General features: G+C 41.7%; 18 protein-coding genes and 1 riboswitch. Of the genes, 9 read left to right on the top strand and 9 right to left on the bottom strand.

Translation table 11 applies throughout. The features are described from left to right. Positions 1-23 precede the first annotated feature (23 nt). The gene (metX, locus tag AR335_RS03815; protein ID WP_231689114.1) at positions 24-1,118 is read right to left on the bottom strand and encodes a homoserine O-acetyltransferase MetX; all 1,095 of its coding nucleotides are present in this window, start codon (positions 1,116-1,118) and stop codon (positions 24-26) included. Positions 1,119-1,200: 82 nt separating this feature from the next. After that, positions 1,201-1,309, bottom strand: a riboswitch (SAM riboswitch). A 164-nt stretch (positions 1,310-1,473) separates the two neighbouring features. Between metX and AR335_RS03810 the strand changes: the two genes are divergently transcribed. Beyond that, positions 1,474-1,962 carry a universal stress protein gene (locus tag AR335_RS03810; RefSeq protein ID WP_062232131.1) on the top strand — a complete coding sequence of 163 codons (489 nt, stop codon included), beginning with the start codon at positions 1,474-1,476 and terminating at the stop codon, positions 1,960-1,962. 37 nt (positions 1,963-1,999) lie between these two features. Here the strand turns inward: AR335_RS03810 and AR335_RS03805 are convergent, their stop codons facing one another. Next, a complete protein-coding gene (locus AR335_RS03805; RefSeq protein WP_053354295.1) occupies positions 2,000-2,593 on the bottom strand; it encodes a cell wall hydrolase in 594 nt (197 codons plus the stop codon). A gap of 221 nt (positions 2,594-2,814) precedes the next feature. Here AR335_RS03805 and AR335_RS03800 point away from each other — a divergent pair, with 221 nt between their 5' ends. From AR335_RS03800 to AR335_RS03790, 3 genes are all read left to right on the top strand, one after another. After that, a complete protein-coding gene (locus AR335_RS03800) occupies positions 2,815-3,387 on the top strand; it encodes a cysteine dioxygenase (protein ID WP_062232129.1) in 573 nt (190 codons plus the stop codon). Between the two features lie 200 nt (positions 3,388-3,587). Further along, positions 3,588-4,424 carry a pyrroline-5-carboxylate reductase gene (gene proC, locus AR335_RS03795; RefSeq protein ID WP_062232127.1) on the top strand — a complete coding sequence of 279 codons (837 nt, stop codon included), beginning with the start codon at positions 3,588-3,590 and terminating at the stop codon, positions 4,422-4,424. A gap of 105 nt (positions 4,425-4,529) precedes the next feature. Next, positions 4,530-5,144, top strand: coding sequence for a DUF2238 domain-containing protein (locus AR335_RS03790; RefSeq protein WP_062232125.1), 615 nt, complete (start codon positions 4,530-4,532; stop codon positions 5,142-5,144). Here the strand turns inward: AR335_RS03790 and AR335_RS03785 are convergent. Then, positions 5,086-5,550: a hypothetical protein gene (locus AR335_RS03785; protein WP_062232121.1), complete on the bottom strand. Its 465-nt coding sequence runs from the start codon at positions 5,548-5,550 to the stop codon at positions 5,086-5,088. The two genes, AR335_RS03790 and AR335_RS03785, sit on opposite strands and share 59 nt — an antisense overlap. A gap of 90 nt (positions 5,551-5,640) precedes the next feature. On the opposite strand from AR335_RS03785, the gene AR335_RS03780 reads away from it, so the two are divergent. Continuing rightward, positions 5,641-7,503, top strand: a complete 1,863-nt coding sequence (locus tag AR335_RS03780) for a terpene cyclase/mutase family protein (RefSeq protein WP_062232119.1) — start codon at positions 5,641-5,643, stop codon at positions 7,501-7,503. On the opposite strand, the gene AR335_RS03775 is transcribed toward AR335_RS03780, so the two are convergent. Beyond that, positions 7,491-8,156: a GDSL-type esterase/lipase family protein gene (locus AR335_RS03775; RefSeq protein ID WP_062232117.1), complete on the bottom strand. Its 666-nt coding sequence runs from the start codon at positions 8,154-8,156 to the stop codon at positions 7,491-7,493. The two genes, AR335_RS03780 and AR335_RS03775, sit on opposite strands and share 13 nt — an antisense overlap. A 425-nt stretch (positions 8,157-8,581) precedes the next feature. On the opposite strand from AR335_RS03775, the gene AR335_RS03770 reads away from it, so the two are divergent. The 4 genes from AR335_RS03770 (at position 8,582) to AR335_RS23540 (ending at position 11,312) form a co-directional block, all read left to right on the top strand. Continuing rightward, a complete protein-coding gene (locus AR335_RS03770; RefSeq protein WP_062232115.1) occupies positions 8,582-9,202 on the top strand; it encodes a DUF47 domain-containing protein in 621 nt (206 codons plus the stop codon). A 13-nt stretch (positions 9,203-9,215) separates the two neighbouring features. Then, positions 9,216-10,223 carry an inorganic phosphate transporter gene (locus AR335_RS03765; protein ID WP_053354304.1) on the top strand — a complete coding sequence of 336 codons (1,008 nt, stop codon included), beginning with the start codon at positions 9,216-9,218 and terminating at the stop codon, positions 10,221-10,223. A 124-nt stretch (positions 10,224-10,347) separates the two neighbouring features. Further along, complete coding sequence (locus tag AR335_RS23545) at positions 10,348-10,887, top strand: hypothetical protein (protein WP_156418836.1); 540 nt, start codon at positions 10,348-10,350, stop codon at positions 10,885-10,887. Positions 10,888-11,117: 230 nt separating this feature from the next. Next, positions 11,118-11,312, top strand: coding sequence for a hypothetical protein (locus AR335_RS23540; RefSeq protein ID WP_156418835.1), 195 nt, complete (start codon positions 11,118-11,120; stop codon positions 11,310-11,312). 91 nt (positions 11,313-11,403) lie between these two features. Here the strand turns inward: AR335_RS23540 and AR335_RS03750 are convergent, their stop codons facing one another. The 5 genes from AR335_RS03750 to AR335_RS24815 all read right to left on the bottom strand — a co-directional run bounded on the left by AR335_RS03750 (position 11,404) and on the right by AR335_RS24815 (position 14,153). After that, positions 11,404-12,066, bottom strand: a complete 663-nt coding sequence (locus tag AR335_RS03750) for a DUF2515 family protein (RefSeq protein ID WP_062232109.1) — start codon at positions 12,064-12,066, stop codon at positions 11,404-11,406. Next, positions 12,063-12,215, bottom strand: coding sequence for a hypothetical protein (locus tag AR335_RS23535; RefSeq protein WP_156418834.1), 153 nt, complete (start codon positions 12,213-12,215; stop codon positions 12,063-12,065). Before AR335_RS23535 ends, AR335_RS03750 begins: the two co-directional genes overlap by 4 nt. A 114-nt stretch (positions 12,216-12,329) precedes the next feature. Then, a complete protein-coding gene (locus AR335_RS03745) occupies positions 12,330-12,902 on the bottom strand; it encodes a DUF502 domain-containing protein (protein ID WP_062232107.1) in 573 nt (190 codons plus the stop codon). A gap of 12 nt (positions 12,903-12,914) precedes the next feature. Next, the gene (gene dat, locus AR335_RS03740) at positions 12,915-13,772 is read right to left on the bottom strand and encodes a D-amino-acid transaminase (RefSeq protein WP_062232105.1); all 858 of its coding nucleotides are present in this window, start codon (positions 13,770-13,772) and stop codon (positions 12,915-12,917) included. A gap of 123 nt (positions 13,773-13,895) precedes the next feature. After that, entirely contained in the window at positions 13,896-14,153 is a 258-nt protein-coding gene (locus AR335_RS24815) for a hypothetical protein (protein WP_062232103.1), read from the bottom strand. Positions 14,154-14,175: the final 22 nt, after the last annotated feature.

The raw sequence follows: 14,175 nt of genomic DNA, 5'->3' as shown, positions 1-14,175 counted from the left end.
ATAAAGACATGAGGATGATATCCTCATGTCTTTATTGTTTCTCTCATAAATTCTTTGAGCAAGTTCCCCCACTTATCAAATTCTGTCAGAAATCCATCATGGCCAAACATGGTGGATACCTCAAGATATTTTGCTCTTTTATTTGCAGCTTGAACATCTTTTACAAACTGTTCCATTAAATCAGAAGGATAGAGCAAATCACCGGTGAAACCAACACAAAGCATTTGAGCCTTATAGCTCTGGGAAGCAGCCACTACTCCTCCCCTTTCTCTGCCGATATCGTGAGTATCCATCGCTTTCAATAGTGTTAAGTAACTGTTGGCATCAAAACGGTCCGCTAATTTATCCGCTTGGTATTGAAGATAGGATTCAACTGAAAAGGCTGCATCCTCATGAATGGTTTCCCAATTCTCTGTTTGTTTTCGCTGAAATCGATGATTGAACAATGCTCCCGAACGATAAGTGAGCATACCGATCATCCGAGCAATGCCAAGCCCTTTCCTTGGTGTATTTTCTTTACCGTACTGTCCGTTATTCCATAAGGGATCACTGAGAATGGCCGTTCTTCCCGCTGCATTGAAACCTATCGCATAATCACTTAGAAAAGGGGTTACGGCAATCGGGATCAGACGCTCCATAAAATCAGGATACATCAGTCCCCACTCTAATACCTGCATGCCGCCTAACGATCCGCCGATTACTGCCTCTAGACGTCCCAAGCCGAGTACGTCCAAAAGTTTCTTTTGGGCCTGCACCATGTCTCTGATGGTTATCAATGGAAATTCAGCTCCGTAAGGACTTCCAGTAACGGGATTGACCGAGAGTGGTCCTGTTGATCCGTCACACCCTCCCAATACATTTGAAGTAATCACCTGGTATTTCTCCAAATCAATATACTGCCCATTTCCCAATAGACCTGCCCACCAGCCTTCTCCCATCTCACTGTTTAACGTATAATGATTACCTGTAAGTGCATGGCATACGAAAATGGCAGGTGCATTTGCAGCACCGATTCTCTGGTAAGCGATATGGACATCTTTCAGCTCTTTTCCAGACTCTAACGTAAGTTCTCCTATTGCTGCCGTATCATTTACAGCAGATAATTGTGTATTTGCCAACAGATATCCCCCCATTTATTCAACAAAAAACACCTCTCTAAAAGATTCAGAGAGGTGCAATTATCCGCTTGGGCTTGACCTTCTCTTATCTCTCAAAGCCTTCTGCCTTGCAGGATTTGGCACCTGTTCAGAAATAATCTGCAGGTTGCCGGGTATCATCGGGCCAGTCCCTCCACCACTCTTGATAAGAGTCAATTATGAATTTTTCAAATACTTTAATACGTTCAAAAATACCTTACTCCTATAGGTTTGTCAAATGGAATTTGGAGGTTGGGTACAAATGTTACGATTATGTTTGCCTCTCTTATATATAGGGAATGAATTTATATAAGTTTACAAAAAAGGGGTGATTTTTATGCCTTATTACGAAAAAATCCTTGTTGGTGTGGATGGATCGGAATCTTCGGAGGTTGCCTTTTACAGAGCTATAGAAATTACGAAAGAATATCATGCGCAATTGCTAATTGTTCATATTTCTGAGGAAAAAATCCCTACTGCTCCATTAGACGCAGGTGCAGTTAGCATCGAGATGAACCGTGACAAGAGTTTTAGTGAATCCCTTCTTGAAAATTATGATGAAATGGCAAGGAAACATGGATTAAAAAATGTTAAAACCTTATCTAATTACGGAACTCCAAAAACAGAAATCCTTTCTTTCGCTTCCATGCATGAAGCAGATTTAATTGTCTGCGGTGCAACCGGGTTAAACGCTATGGAACGCATTTTTATCGGCAGTGTTTCACAATATATCACCAGGCATGCCACTTGTGATGTTCTCATCGCCCGGAACAGCCAAAAAATTGAATCATCGGGTCTTAGCATAAAGAGCTCAAGTGAACGATAATAAAACCTCGGACCTTTCAATGGCCTGAGGTTTTAATTTACTTGCTGAATGTATGGTTGCCGATTACTATATTGACAGGCTTTGTATCGAGCCAACGGCTTACCGCTGTCGTTTTATTATAGAAAAACAGCGATCCATTCGTATTGTCATAACCGGATAATGCTTTATCAACAGCTTTTTCTGATGAAGGTGAAGGCTTTTTCAGGTTGTTTTCCATAACAGGCTGAAACTGACCTTTGTCGTAGATAACCCCTTTGATCGTATCCGGAAAGCTATCAGCCTTTACTCGGTTCAAGACAACAGCAGCAACTGCAGCTTTACCTTCAAAACTTTCACCCATTGCTTCAGCTTCAACAAGAGAAGCGAGAAGTCTTTTATCTTCTGAAGAAGCTTTCACTTGATCTTCACTTACCCCTTTAACTGCCGGTATGTTTAATTGCTGGCCAGGTCTTATCATATTTCCGTCTAAATTGTTGTCTTTTTTAATACTTTCATAAGGTACGTTATAAGACTGACCAAGCTTCCAAAGTGTATCTCCTTCCTTTACCGTATGTGCGCTTGCATTTGTTCCTCCTGCTATAGAGAGCCCAATGGCTGTTATTCCTGTAATTAAACCAATCTTTTTATACATAAACTTTATACCTCCTGGATCGTTGTGTTTTCGTCAAAAGTAAAAGGACGATTCCTGGTCACCCATTTGTTGTTGCGAACTAACGCAGCCCCTAGGAGTAATGTTTCGGATATATGATATTTTTTGTGACCATTGACCGATTTTCCTTCTGAGCACATGCTGGATAAGTGGCTCCAATATACTATAGATAACCCCATTTAATTCGGCAGGAGGATGATAACTTGCTATTCCTTACTAAGATTGAAAAACTCTTCACTCCGCTCGTTCAACCTACCTCACAGGAATTGCTTGATGCTATCCATAAACTGCAAGCTAGTGTAAAGGACGCCGGCCCTTTTATCAGGGATCCAGAAAACAAACCCTATGGCAGGAAATTAATTTATAAGAGTGATCACGTAGAAATTCTCGTTATGCATTGGGCATCTGCCCTGGATTGCTCTCCTCATGACCATGGGCAGTCATATGGGTGGGTCCAGATTTTATCTGGCTCTTCAAACCACACACTCTATAAGCTCCAGCCCGGCGGACAGCCTGTGCCAGTGAAAGAACAGGTTGAAAATAAAGGATCGCTCCTAAACGTTGGAAGAGGAATGATTCATAAGATGGGTACTCATGAAAAGGATCCGCTGATTACTTTACACGTCTACTCTCCCCCAATTTCCGGTATGAAAGTGTTTGACCTTGAAAAATGTGCAGCTTGCATCGTCTCAGAAGATTGTGGAGCATGGTGGCCTGATGAACAAAGACAATTGCTGCAAACCATTTTGCTCCCGTCACAGCCTGCTAAGCGATGAATGTATTTCCGCATATCCAGGGATTTAAAAGGTTTTCCCATAATTTCTTACAATATGTGCAGTTTAGCCTCCTTAATACTCCCTTTCTTTAGAGATTATTGGCTATAACGGACGATGTCCCGGTAAAGGGTTGAAACCTCTTCTTTACATGTTAAGATAGGACCTTAAGTGAACTCAGCACAGCAATAAGGAGAGGTTGCATGTTAGAAACTAAAAAGGTGCTTTTTATCGGGGCAGGTTCCATGGCCGAGGCAATAGCTGCCGGAATGGTCAATCAAGATAAATTACCGCCCAGCAATATCATGATGACGAATAAACAAAATGAAGAACGACGAATTGAACTGATGAAAAAATATAAGGTGATTGCCTTACCTTACAGTGAAGTAAGGGTCCAAGAAGCGGATCTGATCATCTTAGCCATGAAGCCGAAAGATGCAGAAAAAGCATTAATCGAGCTGAAACCCAAACTAAAGCCAGATCAAATTGTACTCTCTGTTCTCGCGGGGATATCTACTGGCTTTATGGAAGAAATTCTTCCTGATGAACAGCCGGTTATTCGGGTAATGCCTAACACTTCCAGTACGATTGGAGAATCGATTACGGCCGTAACTGGTGGACAATCGGTCACAATGGAGCATATAGAAATCGCAAAAGAATTATTTTCTGCGATCGGCAGGGTAAAAGTGATTGAAGAAGAACAGATGGATGTGTTTACAGGTATAGCAGGAAGCGGTCCGGCTTACATTTACTATGTTCTTGAACATATTGAAAAAACAGCTCAGGCTGAAGGACTGGATGAGGATCTTGCAAGGGAGATTGCAGCACAAACGGTTTTCGGCGCCAGTAAAATGGTGCTGGATACAAATGCATCACCTGAATCACTAAGAAAAAAAGTTACATCCCCAAACGGCACAACAGCAGCAGGGTTGGATGCTCTGCGGGAAAATGAAGCTGGCCAAGCTTTTACTAAAGCAATCATCAGCGCAAAAGAACGATCTGCTGAGATCCGCAAAGAATTCGAGAAAGTTTCTGTATGATAATAAAAAATCGCCCGACCTGGGCGATTTTTTATATTTTAGGATAAGGTATAACTGCCGGCTGTGTCCCTCATACTGATAAAAAGGAAATCAGGAGGAGCACACATGGAAATAAACCATCCAAAAAATATTCATCTGTACATTCTGTTGCTTACTGCGCTTGTTTTCATCTGGTCTGCTTTCCGCCCGGCTGATTATTTCACTTGGGTTCTTGAAGTATCACCTGCTGTCCTTCCAATCCTAATCCTTATGCTTACTTATAAACGTTTTCAATTTACAACTCTTTCCTACAGCCTTTTTTCCATCGTGTTCATATTAATGTTTATCGGTGGCCATTATACGTACGATGATGTCCCCCTTTTTGAGCGGATTCAGAATACCTTTCATCTTAAACGAAATGATTATGATCGGTTCGGACATTTCTTTAAGGGGCTCACGATTATTCCTGTACGAGAAGTTTTGCTCAGGCTGGCCGGCCTCCCTCGCCGTTTTTGGCTTATTCTCCTCAGTTTAAGCATCATTCTCTCCCTCGCCGCAGGATATGAGATTATCGAGTGGCTGGTTGCGAAAACGGAAGGGCATTCTGCCAAAGATTTTCTGGGAATCCAAGGGGATATCTGGGATTCACAATGGGATATGTCCCTTGCTTTTGTCGGGTCGATCATTGGCTATCTTCTACTATACCGCCTTCATGATCAGCAACTTGAAAAACTACGATAAATATTTCTTTAGAATTCGATCTATGGGGCGACCGTATGTTTCTCCAAATGAATTCAAATGAACGAGAAGATAAAACAATTGTCCATGTTGAATATAAGCCGTTCGGCTGCGGAATGGTTCCGATGAAATTGTCGTTATTCAATCCATAACGCACCGGTCCGGGAACTGCGAAGAGCAGCAAGTCTTTCTCCCAGTTTTCTTTCTGTATCTTTCGTTTTCTTTCCCACAACTCACTCTGCCAAAAGAAGGCTTGCTTTGTCCCCAGTCCTGTTGTCTTCATACGTATAAACGTCCGGAACATCTCATTGATGCTGCCCCCGGATTGAAGTGATTCAGCCGGATCTTGAAGACGTTCCAGATGTTCTTTTAACAGCTTGCAGAACGCTGTGTTTTGTTCATTATTCATTATTCATAATTGCCCTCACCTGCTTCATATAGATTGGAGATGTGATGTATTGATTTCTTACTCTAGTCATCCGGGAAGGGTGTAACCCCAATGCTCGATTTGGATAAAATCAGAAATGAGGTTGAACGGCGCTGCCATGATCTGCTATCTTTACAGCAGGCAGATGGCTCGTTTAGATTTTGTTTTGAAAATCCAGTTACAACAGATGCCTATCTGCTTGTCCTTCTTGTATTATGGGAGTGGAATGATAAGCCGTTAAAACGAAAATTGGCTGAGCGCATTCTTTCAAAACAAGAATTGGACGGAACATGGAAAGTATACCCTGATGAGAAAGAAGGCAATCTTTCTGTTACGATTGAAGCGTATGTTGCACTCTGTTACGCTGGATATCACAATATTGACAGTCCACGGATGAAAATGGCCAAGGAATTTATTCTCCATCAGGGCGGATTAAAAAAGGCAAGTTTTTTAACGCGCGCTTTTCTGTCTGTAAATGGCATTATACCTTGGCCCAGTATCCCCTTTGATCCCGGTTTATTAATCGATTCCCCATCCTTATCTCCTATCCAGTTCTACGATATGAGCAGCTATGCGAGAGCTCATTTCGTACCAATGATAGCTGCCATGAGAAATGATTTCTTTGTATTTCATCCTTGTAGCCAGCAGCTCTCTGCTTTAACGGGTGATCGGAATCATGAATACTATTGGCCGGAACTTGAAAATGATTCGGTAATTCGTTTTTTTAGCGGCTTAGAGGAGCCCTCTGATTCTGTTCATAAAAAATTGGAACGGTACATGCTGGACAGAATTGAAAAAGACGGAACCCTGCTTAGTTACGCCTCTTCAACGTTCTATATGATTTATGGTTTGCTTTCCCTTGGCTATCCGAAACATTCACAAATCATTCTTCAGGCCATTCAAGGGATTATTTCTCTTTTATGTAATAATGGCACTCATTTTTTTGTTCAAAATTCACCATCTGCTGTATGGGACACCTCACTTCTTCTCTATTCCTTGATCGAAGCCGGCATCTCACCTGCAAATCATCACATACAAAAAGGGGTTCACTTTCTGCTCGAACAGCAGCACACCAAAAAAGGCGACTGGCAGGTTCATTGTAAAGAAACCGCTCCCGGTGGGTGGGGTTTCTCTGAGATCAATTCCATCCATCCCGATACGGATGATACACAGGCAGCTTTACGCTCTGTTTCAATACAGGCTGCTTTCTCACCCCTTTCCTTTCACTCTTGGCAAAAAGGAATAACCTGGCTGCTTGCCATGCAGAATGATGACGGCGGCTGGCCTGCTTTTGAAAAAAATACTAATAAAGAATGGCTTGGACTGCTTCCTGTTAAAAATGCATCCGACGCTTTGATTGATCCGTCAAACCCTGATATCACAGGAAGAGTTCTTGAATTTTTAGGCAGTTATACAACCTTGACTATAAAGGATCCTGCTGTAAGCCGTGCCGTGAATTGGCTGAAGTCCCATCAGGAGTCCGATGGATCATGGTATGGACGATGGGGTGTCTGCTATATCTATGGAACATGGGCGGCTGTAACAGGGCTTGCATCTGTTGGAATACAGGTAAACAGAGATAAATGTCTTAAAAAAGCTGCGAGGTGGCTTGAGTCTATTCAAAATACGGATGGGAGCTGGGGTGAATCATGTTATAGTGATGAGGCGAAGAGGTATGTACCTTTGGGTTATGGAACGGTTGTCCAAACTGCATGGGCCATTGATGCTCTCACTTCGATAAGTCCGCAGCCAACAACCGCTATTGCTAATGGAGTAAATTATTTGCTTTCTTCCTATCATGATGCATCCGCGTTAAATTACCCAACGGGATCCGCCCTGCCAGGATTTTTTTATGTTTTGTATCACAGTTACAGCCGAATTTGGCCACTGAATGCATTAAGTCATGTTTTCAGAAAATTTTTTCAGTCAAAGTGAGGGCTTAACGGGCCAAAACCCGTGTCGTAGACTGCTTGAGCTATCATTTTATGGCCGAGGTTGTTAGGATGGATACTGTCCCATGACAACAATTCTTTTTCTCGTCTTACGAATAAGGAGTAAATATCTGCGACCCTTACGTTGGGGTACTTCTGGAACGTCTGGATATAAGCATTGAATAAGTTTACCCATTTATAAGCAAGATCCCACTTGTGGTAAGGATTGTATATATTCGTTAAGCGGATAATGTAATTCTTTTTCCCCTTCTCTTTCATTTCAATAATGTTCCTTAAAATGGCAGACATATTCCTTTGGCACTCTTTTAACGTGTGATGAAATTCCACTTCTTCCTTTTTTAAAAGATATTTTTTCCCAGCCCTAATCAAGTCATTTCCACCTGCAGTGATAGTAATGATCTCTGAATTCATGAGGGCTTTTCTGATCTTCGGCTCCTCAATCGAAGAAAGTACATCGAGTGTTGTAAAGCCATTTTTAGCGTAATTTGAAAGATGATATGTCTTGAAGAGAGTATGCTCTAAGAGAACGGTATACCGCTGGACGAAGCTTCCCCATTCCTTGGATGAGCCGATTCCCACAGAAATGGAATCTCCTAAGGCGGTATAATGAGAATTTACTTTCCAAGATAAGCCCATCCTTCTCCGCACCTTTCACTCTCAGTTACTTTATAAATATGAACTTACAGTGGAAAAGGTACAAAAAATGAGAAGAGATAAAATTCTTGCCAATTTTTTTAAGTGAGTGTTATATTTTAGTTGATGACGGGATGTACCACAGAATATCAGCGTACATGCATAGCGTGAAGGATGCTGAAGGATCTAATTTTTTTCATCCCGGCCATTACATATGAATGATCGGCAGCTGAAAGCTGCTTTTTTTATGTCATAGGGGGTATACTCTATAAGGGAAGAACTGAATTGTAAAGCTTTTGTAAATGTTTTATTTCAATTCAAAAAAGCTGTTTAACTTTAGAATCATAAAAGTTATAATACGATTTGTTTGGGTTAGCAAAAAATTTAGGAGAAATTTACTTTTTCTTAACAAACGGAGGTTTTTGTACATGATATTTTCATCGAAAAAGGATTTGTTTTTGGACTTACTAACCAGCATCGCAGATAACGTCCGCGACTCCGCACAATACTTTGTGGATTTTAAAATCAAATCCGATGATGATTTAAAAGAATTTGCAAGAAAAATGAAGGCATATGAAAACAAGGGCGATAAATTTATCCACGAGTTGATTATCGGTTTGAACAAGACCTTTATTACTCCCCTAGAACGTGAAGACATTTTAGAGCTTGCCAATAAAATGGACGACATTCTGGACGGCATGGAACAATGTGCTTCCAGATTTGAAATGTACAACATCACAACACCAGACCCATACATGGTTCAATTTGCTGGCCATATTCTAGAAGCAACATACGAGGTTGCTGAATCCGCTAAATTATTGCACAAGAAAAAACTTATGGAAATCCGTCCGCATGCGATTAAGCTGAACGATCTTGAATCTGTAGTTGATGACCTGCTTCGTACAAGCATCAAAAACTTATTCAGCGTCGAAAGGGACCCGATTAAAATCATGCAATATAAAGAGCTTTATGAGCTTCTTGAGGCTATTTCCGACAGCACTGAAGATGTTGCCGATACTCTTGAAACCATCATCATGCGTAACGCCTAAGGAGTGATTGGCTATGGATACGTTATTTTTTCTTATCGTTTTAGTCGTTATCTTCGCATTGGCCTTTGATTTTATCAACGGTTTCCACGATACAGCCAATGCGATTGCGACCTCAGTGTCAACAAAAGCGCTGCCTCCAAAGGTAGCCATCGCACTTGCCGCTACAATGAACCTTATTGGTGCATTGACCTTTACAGGCGTAGCCAAAAGTGTAAGTAAAGATATTGTCGATCCTTTTCAGTTTCATGATGAAAAAATAGGATTGCTCATTGTATTGTCGGCCCTTATCGCTGGTATCGCCTGGAACTTGATTACCTGGTATTACGGGATTCCATCAAGTTCATCTCATGCTATTATCGGATCGATTGCAGGTGCTGCTATTTCTGCAGCAGGATTCGGGGTCCTCAACTACGATGGGTTTCTAAAAATCATTCAAGCTTTAATTATTTCACCGTTTGTTGCTTTAGCTGTCGGTTTTATCATCATGACTCTATTTGCGGCGATCTTTAAAAACTTTAATAAAACAAAAACAAATAAAGGCTTCCGTACCTTTCAAATTTTCACTGCCGCTCTTCAGTCTTTCTCACACGGAACGAACGATGCACAAAAAGCGATGGGGATCATTACCCTGGCCTTGATTGCCGGTGGATACCATACCACAGAAGGCATCCCAATGTGGGTAAGGTTTGCCGCAGCTCTTTCAATGGGTATCGGAACATCCGTGGGCGGCTGGAAGATCATCAAGACCGTCGGTGGAAAGATCATGAAACTTCAACCGGTAAATGGAGCTGCAGCTGATTTATCATCTGCCCTGATTATCTTCACGTTTACGGCTTTAAAACTGCCTGTCAGTACGACTCATGTTATTTCATCTGCAATCATGGGTGTAGGTTCTGCTAAGCGTGTTAAAGGAGTTAAATGGGGAGTTGCCCGGCGAATTGTCCTAACATGGATCATTACATTGCCGATCTCAGCGGTATTAGCTGCCATTATCTATCAAATTTTAAATTTATTCGTATAATAAAAAGCTTTCGGGATCATTTCCCGGAAGCTTTTTTTAATGAAAAGCTTTATTTTATGAAATAAAGACCCTTGTCTATACTCTTTTCTTAAATAAGCATATACATATAAGGAAAAAATTCGAGGTGAAAAATTTGTATAACCAAAGGAAGAATAATGGTACATTGCGTTATTTTCCATATGGAGGCTATGATCCGTTCCATAAAGAATCGGTGTCCCATCATCCTGAACTGATTGAACATTCTCCTCCCCGTCCGCCGCTTCCTGCTTCTCCTCCATCAGGGAGCCAGCATTATGCATCAAAACCGAATCCTTATATGGCTGCCTATCCTCCGTATCCTCCGCCACCTAATCCCTATATGAATCATCATATGCTCCCTCCTCGCCCACCCTATCCCTATAACCCTTTTCTTGGTGGTCAGGGCGGGAATGGAAAGTTGAATAAACAAAATAACAATCAAGCGGCCAATGCCATGTTTCCCAACCTGTTTCCATTCGGGAACGGCGGGTTTCCCGGCGGACAGCAATTCCCATTTAACCAGCAGCCATTCCAGAACCCCGGCAATCAAGGCAGTCCATTCAGCTGGGGTAAAACAATCAATGGAATAAACTCTGCCATGGGAATGATGCAGCAATTAGGATCCATCATCTCCATTTTTAAATAATCTTCGTTAAAAAGAGAGCTCTTTCCTAACTGAGTTCTCTTTTGCTTGTTTTAGAATAAAAATTGTTTAGCCAGCACTGCACCCTCCAGTTGATGTAGATCGGTCCAATATTCTCTTTCTTCGAATGCAGGTTTTGTTTTAAATAAGAAATTGAATTGTTCAGGCACGTCTTTACCGTTGGCTGTTTTCGTAACCTTTGTTGCTCTTAGGTAATTGATTTCCTTTTCAGGATGCTCGCTTTCCGCGGGGCGGGCGGTGAGCCTTACCGGCGCAAGCGCCTGTGGGTCTCACCTGTCCCGCATCTCCCGCAGGACAAGGAAGGCTTCGGCAGCGTTATATCGCACGAAGAAAATGTGAAATTCATTTTCGAGGAGTCTCGCCCCTTGCACTCCAATCAACTGGTCAATGAAGGATCTTTACAGTAATGTCCCCAAAGCAACAATCTTTTAGAAAAGAGCCTTACCGTTAAACCAATCTCCCTTCACTGGAGAATCAGTAAAAAATGTATTCCAGGCGTTAAGCAATTTGGGGCTGTTGGTCCGCAAATCGCAATATACAAGGTTGCAGCCTTTCATGAAAAAGCTGCCGGTATAGGTGTTTGCCTGTTTCTATCCTGCTGGCTAGATCGTTAAATCTGGTGACCCGTATGCCAGCAAGTTTGGCATGGTTGTTATTATGAACCACCCGATCATCAATAAAATTTTGCTCATTAATAATAAGAGCCATGGTAAGGATCCGGCTCTCTTGACTGTGCCAAAAATGTTCCCAAATCGGTTTCATGAAGGCGGAGGTTTCAAGCCCTGGCAGCAAATGAAAAAGACTTCTTCTGGCACGTTTTCTTTCCTCATACAAGAGAAGCTGCGGGTATACATCTTGAAAGATGAGGCTGTTCGCTGTCTCTAATGCCCAATAGATTGGAAAGCGCTGCTCATCATTCAGGAGCCTTGTCAGAAATTCTCCCTTTAAATCCGTCATCTGATATCCGGCATTCCTGGACACCATGTGCGCAAGCAATGCCCAATGAACCTCGGAATGATTTTTATAAAAGTGATAATAAGCCTCCGTTCTTGTGATATTGTTTCGATTATGTAATTGCGTCTTTTCTTTAATGAGGCTGATCAAGCTTTTTTCGTTGCCATAATAAAAAGAGAGTCCACTTTCAGAACTCGCTTTGTTCATTCTGTCCGTGATCCATTTTCGGTCTTGCTGAGGGATTGCCCAGAAATAGATCTTTCAGAAGGAATAAAGCTGCGAAGGATGCGAACAAAGAAACCTGAAGGAATGATAACAGCTTTTGTAAGAGTGCGGTACCTTCTTTTCATGTTCATTTGATGTCTCCTTAAGAATTCTCTTCTTAAGAAGGTATGAGGCGGAAATAAAAAATAAACCCTCAAGCGCGGCAGGAAGACCGTTCTTGAAGGTTCAACAAAAGCAAGTTTCTCTTATTTGGACGCTACTCCTCCCGAAAGAATAAATTTCATGGCATCTTCAGGTTTAATGTCCAAAACAGTAATGTTGGCTCTTGGAACCAAAAAGGTAAAACCGGCAATCTGAAACGTTTGCGGAATATAAACCGCCACATGTCCCATAAATGCCTCTGAAAGAACCTCTGGATTGTCAGTCGTAATAAAGCCGATGCTTTTCAAACCATTTTCAGGCATTTCAACCAGTACGACTGTAGAAAACGATCGTTTCTCCCCCAGTAAGGACTGAAAAGTATCTTTAATGACAGAATAGAGAGTTTTGACGAGCGGGATCCTTTCTAAAGCCGAATCCAGTAATGATATGAACCGCCCACTGATATATTGAGACGAGAGCCATCCTAATATGGTTAAAAGAACAATTGTCGCAAGTATGCCGATTCCCGGAATATAATCATTCTTCATATAATTTTTCAAGGTATCGCCAAGGATGCTGTCTAGAAAATCAAACACCTTTACGAGAACATAAAAAACCAAAATAATAGGCAGTGCAGTCAAAATTCCATTGATAAAATATTTCGCAATAGCTTTCAAACAAATACCCCTTTAATTTAGAACAGTCGGCTGGTTTATTTTTTCTTTAAGTTTCTTCTGAAGAAGTCGAGTAATCGGACCAATCGGATAGGTCCCTTTTTTGTCTCCCGTCACTGCAATGACAGGGGCAATCTCCATCGTTGTGCTTGAGATGAAAACTTCATCTGCCTCGAGGAGGTCATCCGTAGTAAATGCCTGTTCAGTGACGTCAAAATTCTCTTCGTTTGCAATCGTTAAAATATGCTGGCGAGTAATGCCGTTAAGGATCAGGTTGGTAGCCGGATGCGTATACAATGTTCCGTTTTTCACGATAAACAGGTTAGAAGATGACCCTTCTGTACATGTTCCTTCCCGATGCTGGAGCGCTTCGTGGCATCCATGGTCTGCCGCTTTTCTCTTGGCCATCGTGTTGCCCAGCAAGTTCAGGCTCTTTATGTCACACCTCAGCCAGCGGATATCTTCTGTAAGATAGGTTTTTACCCCATTCTCCTGAGCTTGGACGGGTGGATCCATTTTTCTTGCAAAGCCTGTGATCAGGCAGGCTGAGTCCCGCTCATATAAATGATTCCTTGGAGATGCTCCTCTTGTCATCTGTATGTATACTATTCCATTATGAATCTTGTTGGCTTCAATCAGTTTAACTGTCAGATCTATAATCGTTTCGAGTGTGTAAGGCAGCTTCATTTCAAGCTTGGCTGCACTTTCGGCAAATCGCTTGAAATGCTCTTCCATTGAAAATGGTTTTCCGCCATAAATATAAACCACTTCATAAATTCCATCACCAAAATTATAGCCTCTGTCTTCCATATCAATAGATGCTTGATTTCTCTTAATAATTTGGTCTCCATACAATACATACTGAGTTTCCATTTAGATATCACCTCGTAATCGATTATATGACAGCAGCGGGCTGTTTATCTACCCTAAAGAAACGATTCCTTACCAAGTCATAAAAAAACCGCAGAAAAACTTCTGTCTTTCTGCGGTTATCGATTAATATGAGCATGAATCACCGTCCTTCGGTATGAGAACTTGGCTAGACATTCCAAGATCACTGCAATAATGATCCAGCTCTTCTCTTGTTAGCAGGCAGTGATTTAGAGCTTCCATATGGCATACGAAAATTTTAGCTCCAGGGGCTGCCCTATGAGTTTCATAGACATCCTCTTTCGTCATTGTTATAGGACCGCCTTTTAGGAACTGGGCCGCTCCTGCATTTAATACAATCACTTCCGGATCATGGCTCAGCAAGGCTTCCTTAACATCGTCGCAC

The organism is Fictibacillus sp. FJAT-27399, assembly GCF_001510655.1.
GTDB classification, from domain to species: Bacteria; Bacillota; Bacilli; order Bacillales; family Fictibacillaceae; genus Fictibacillus_C; species Fictibacillus_C marinisediminis.
The sequence above is the reverse complement of the archived record's forward strand: the minus strand, read 5'-3'. Positions and strand labels throughout refer to the sequence as shown.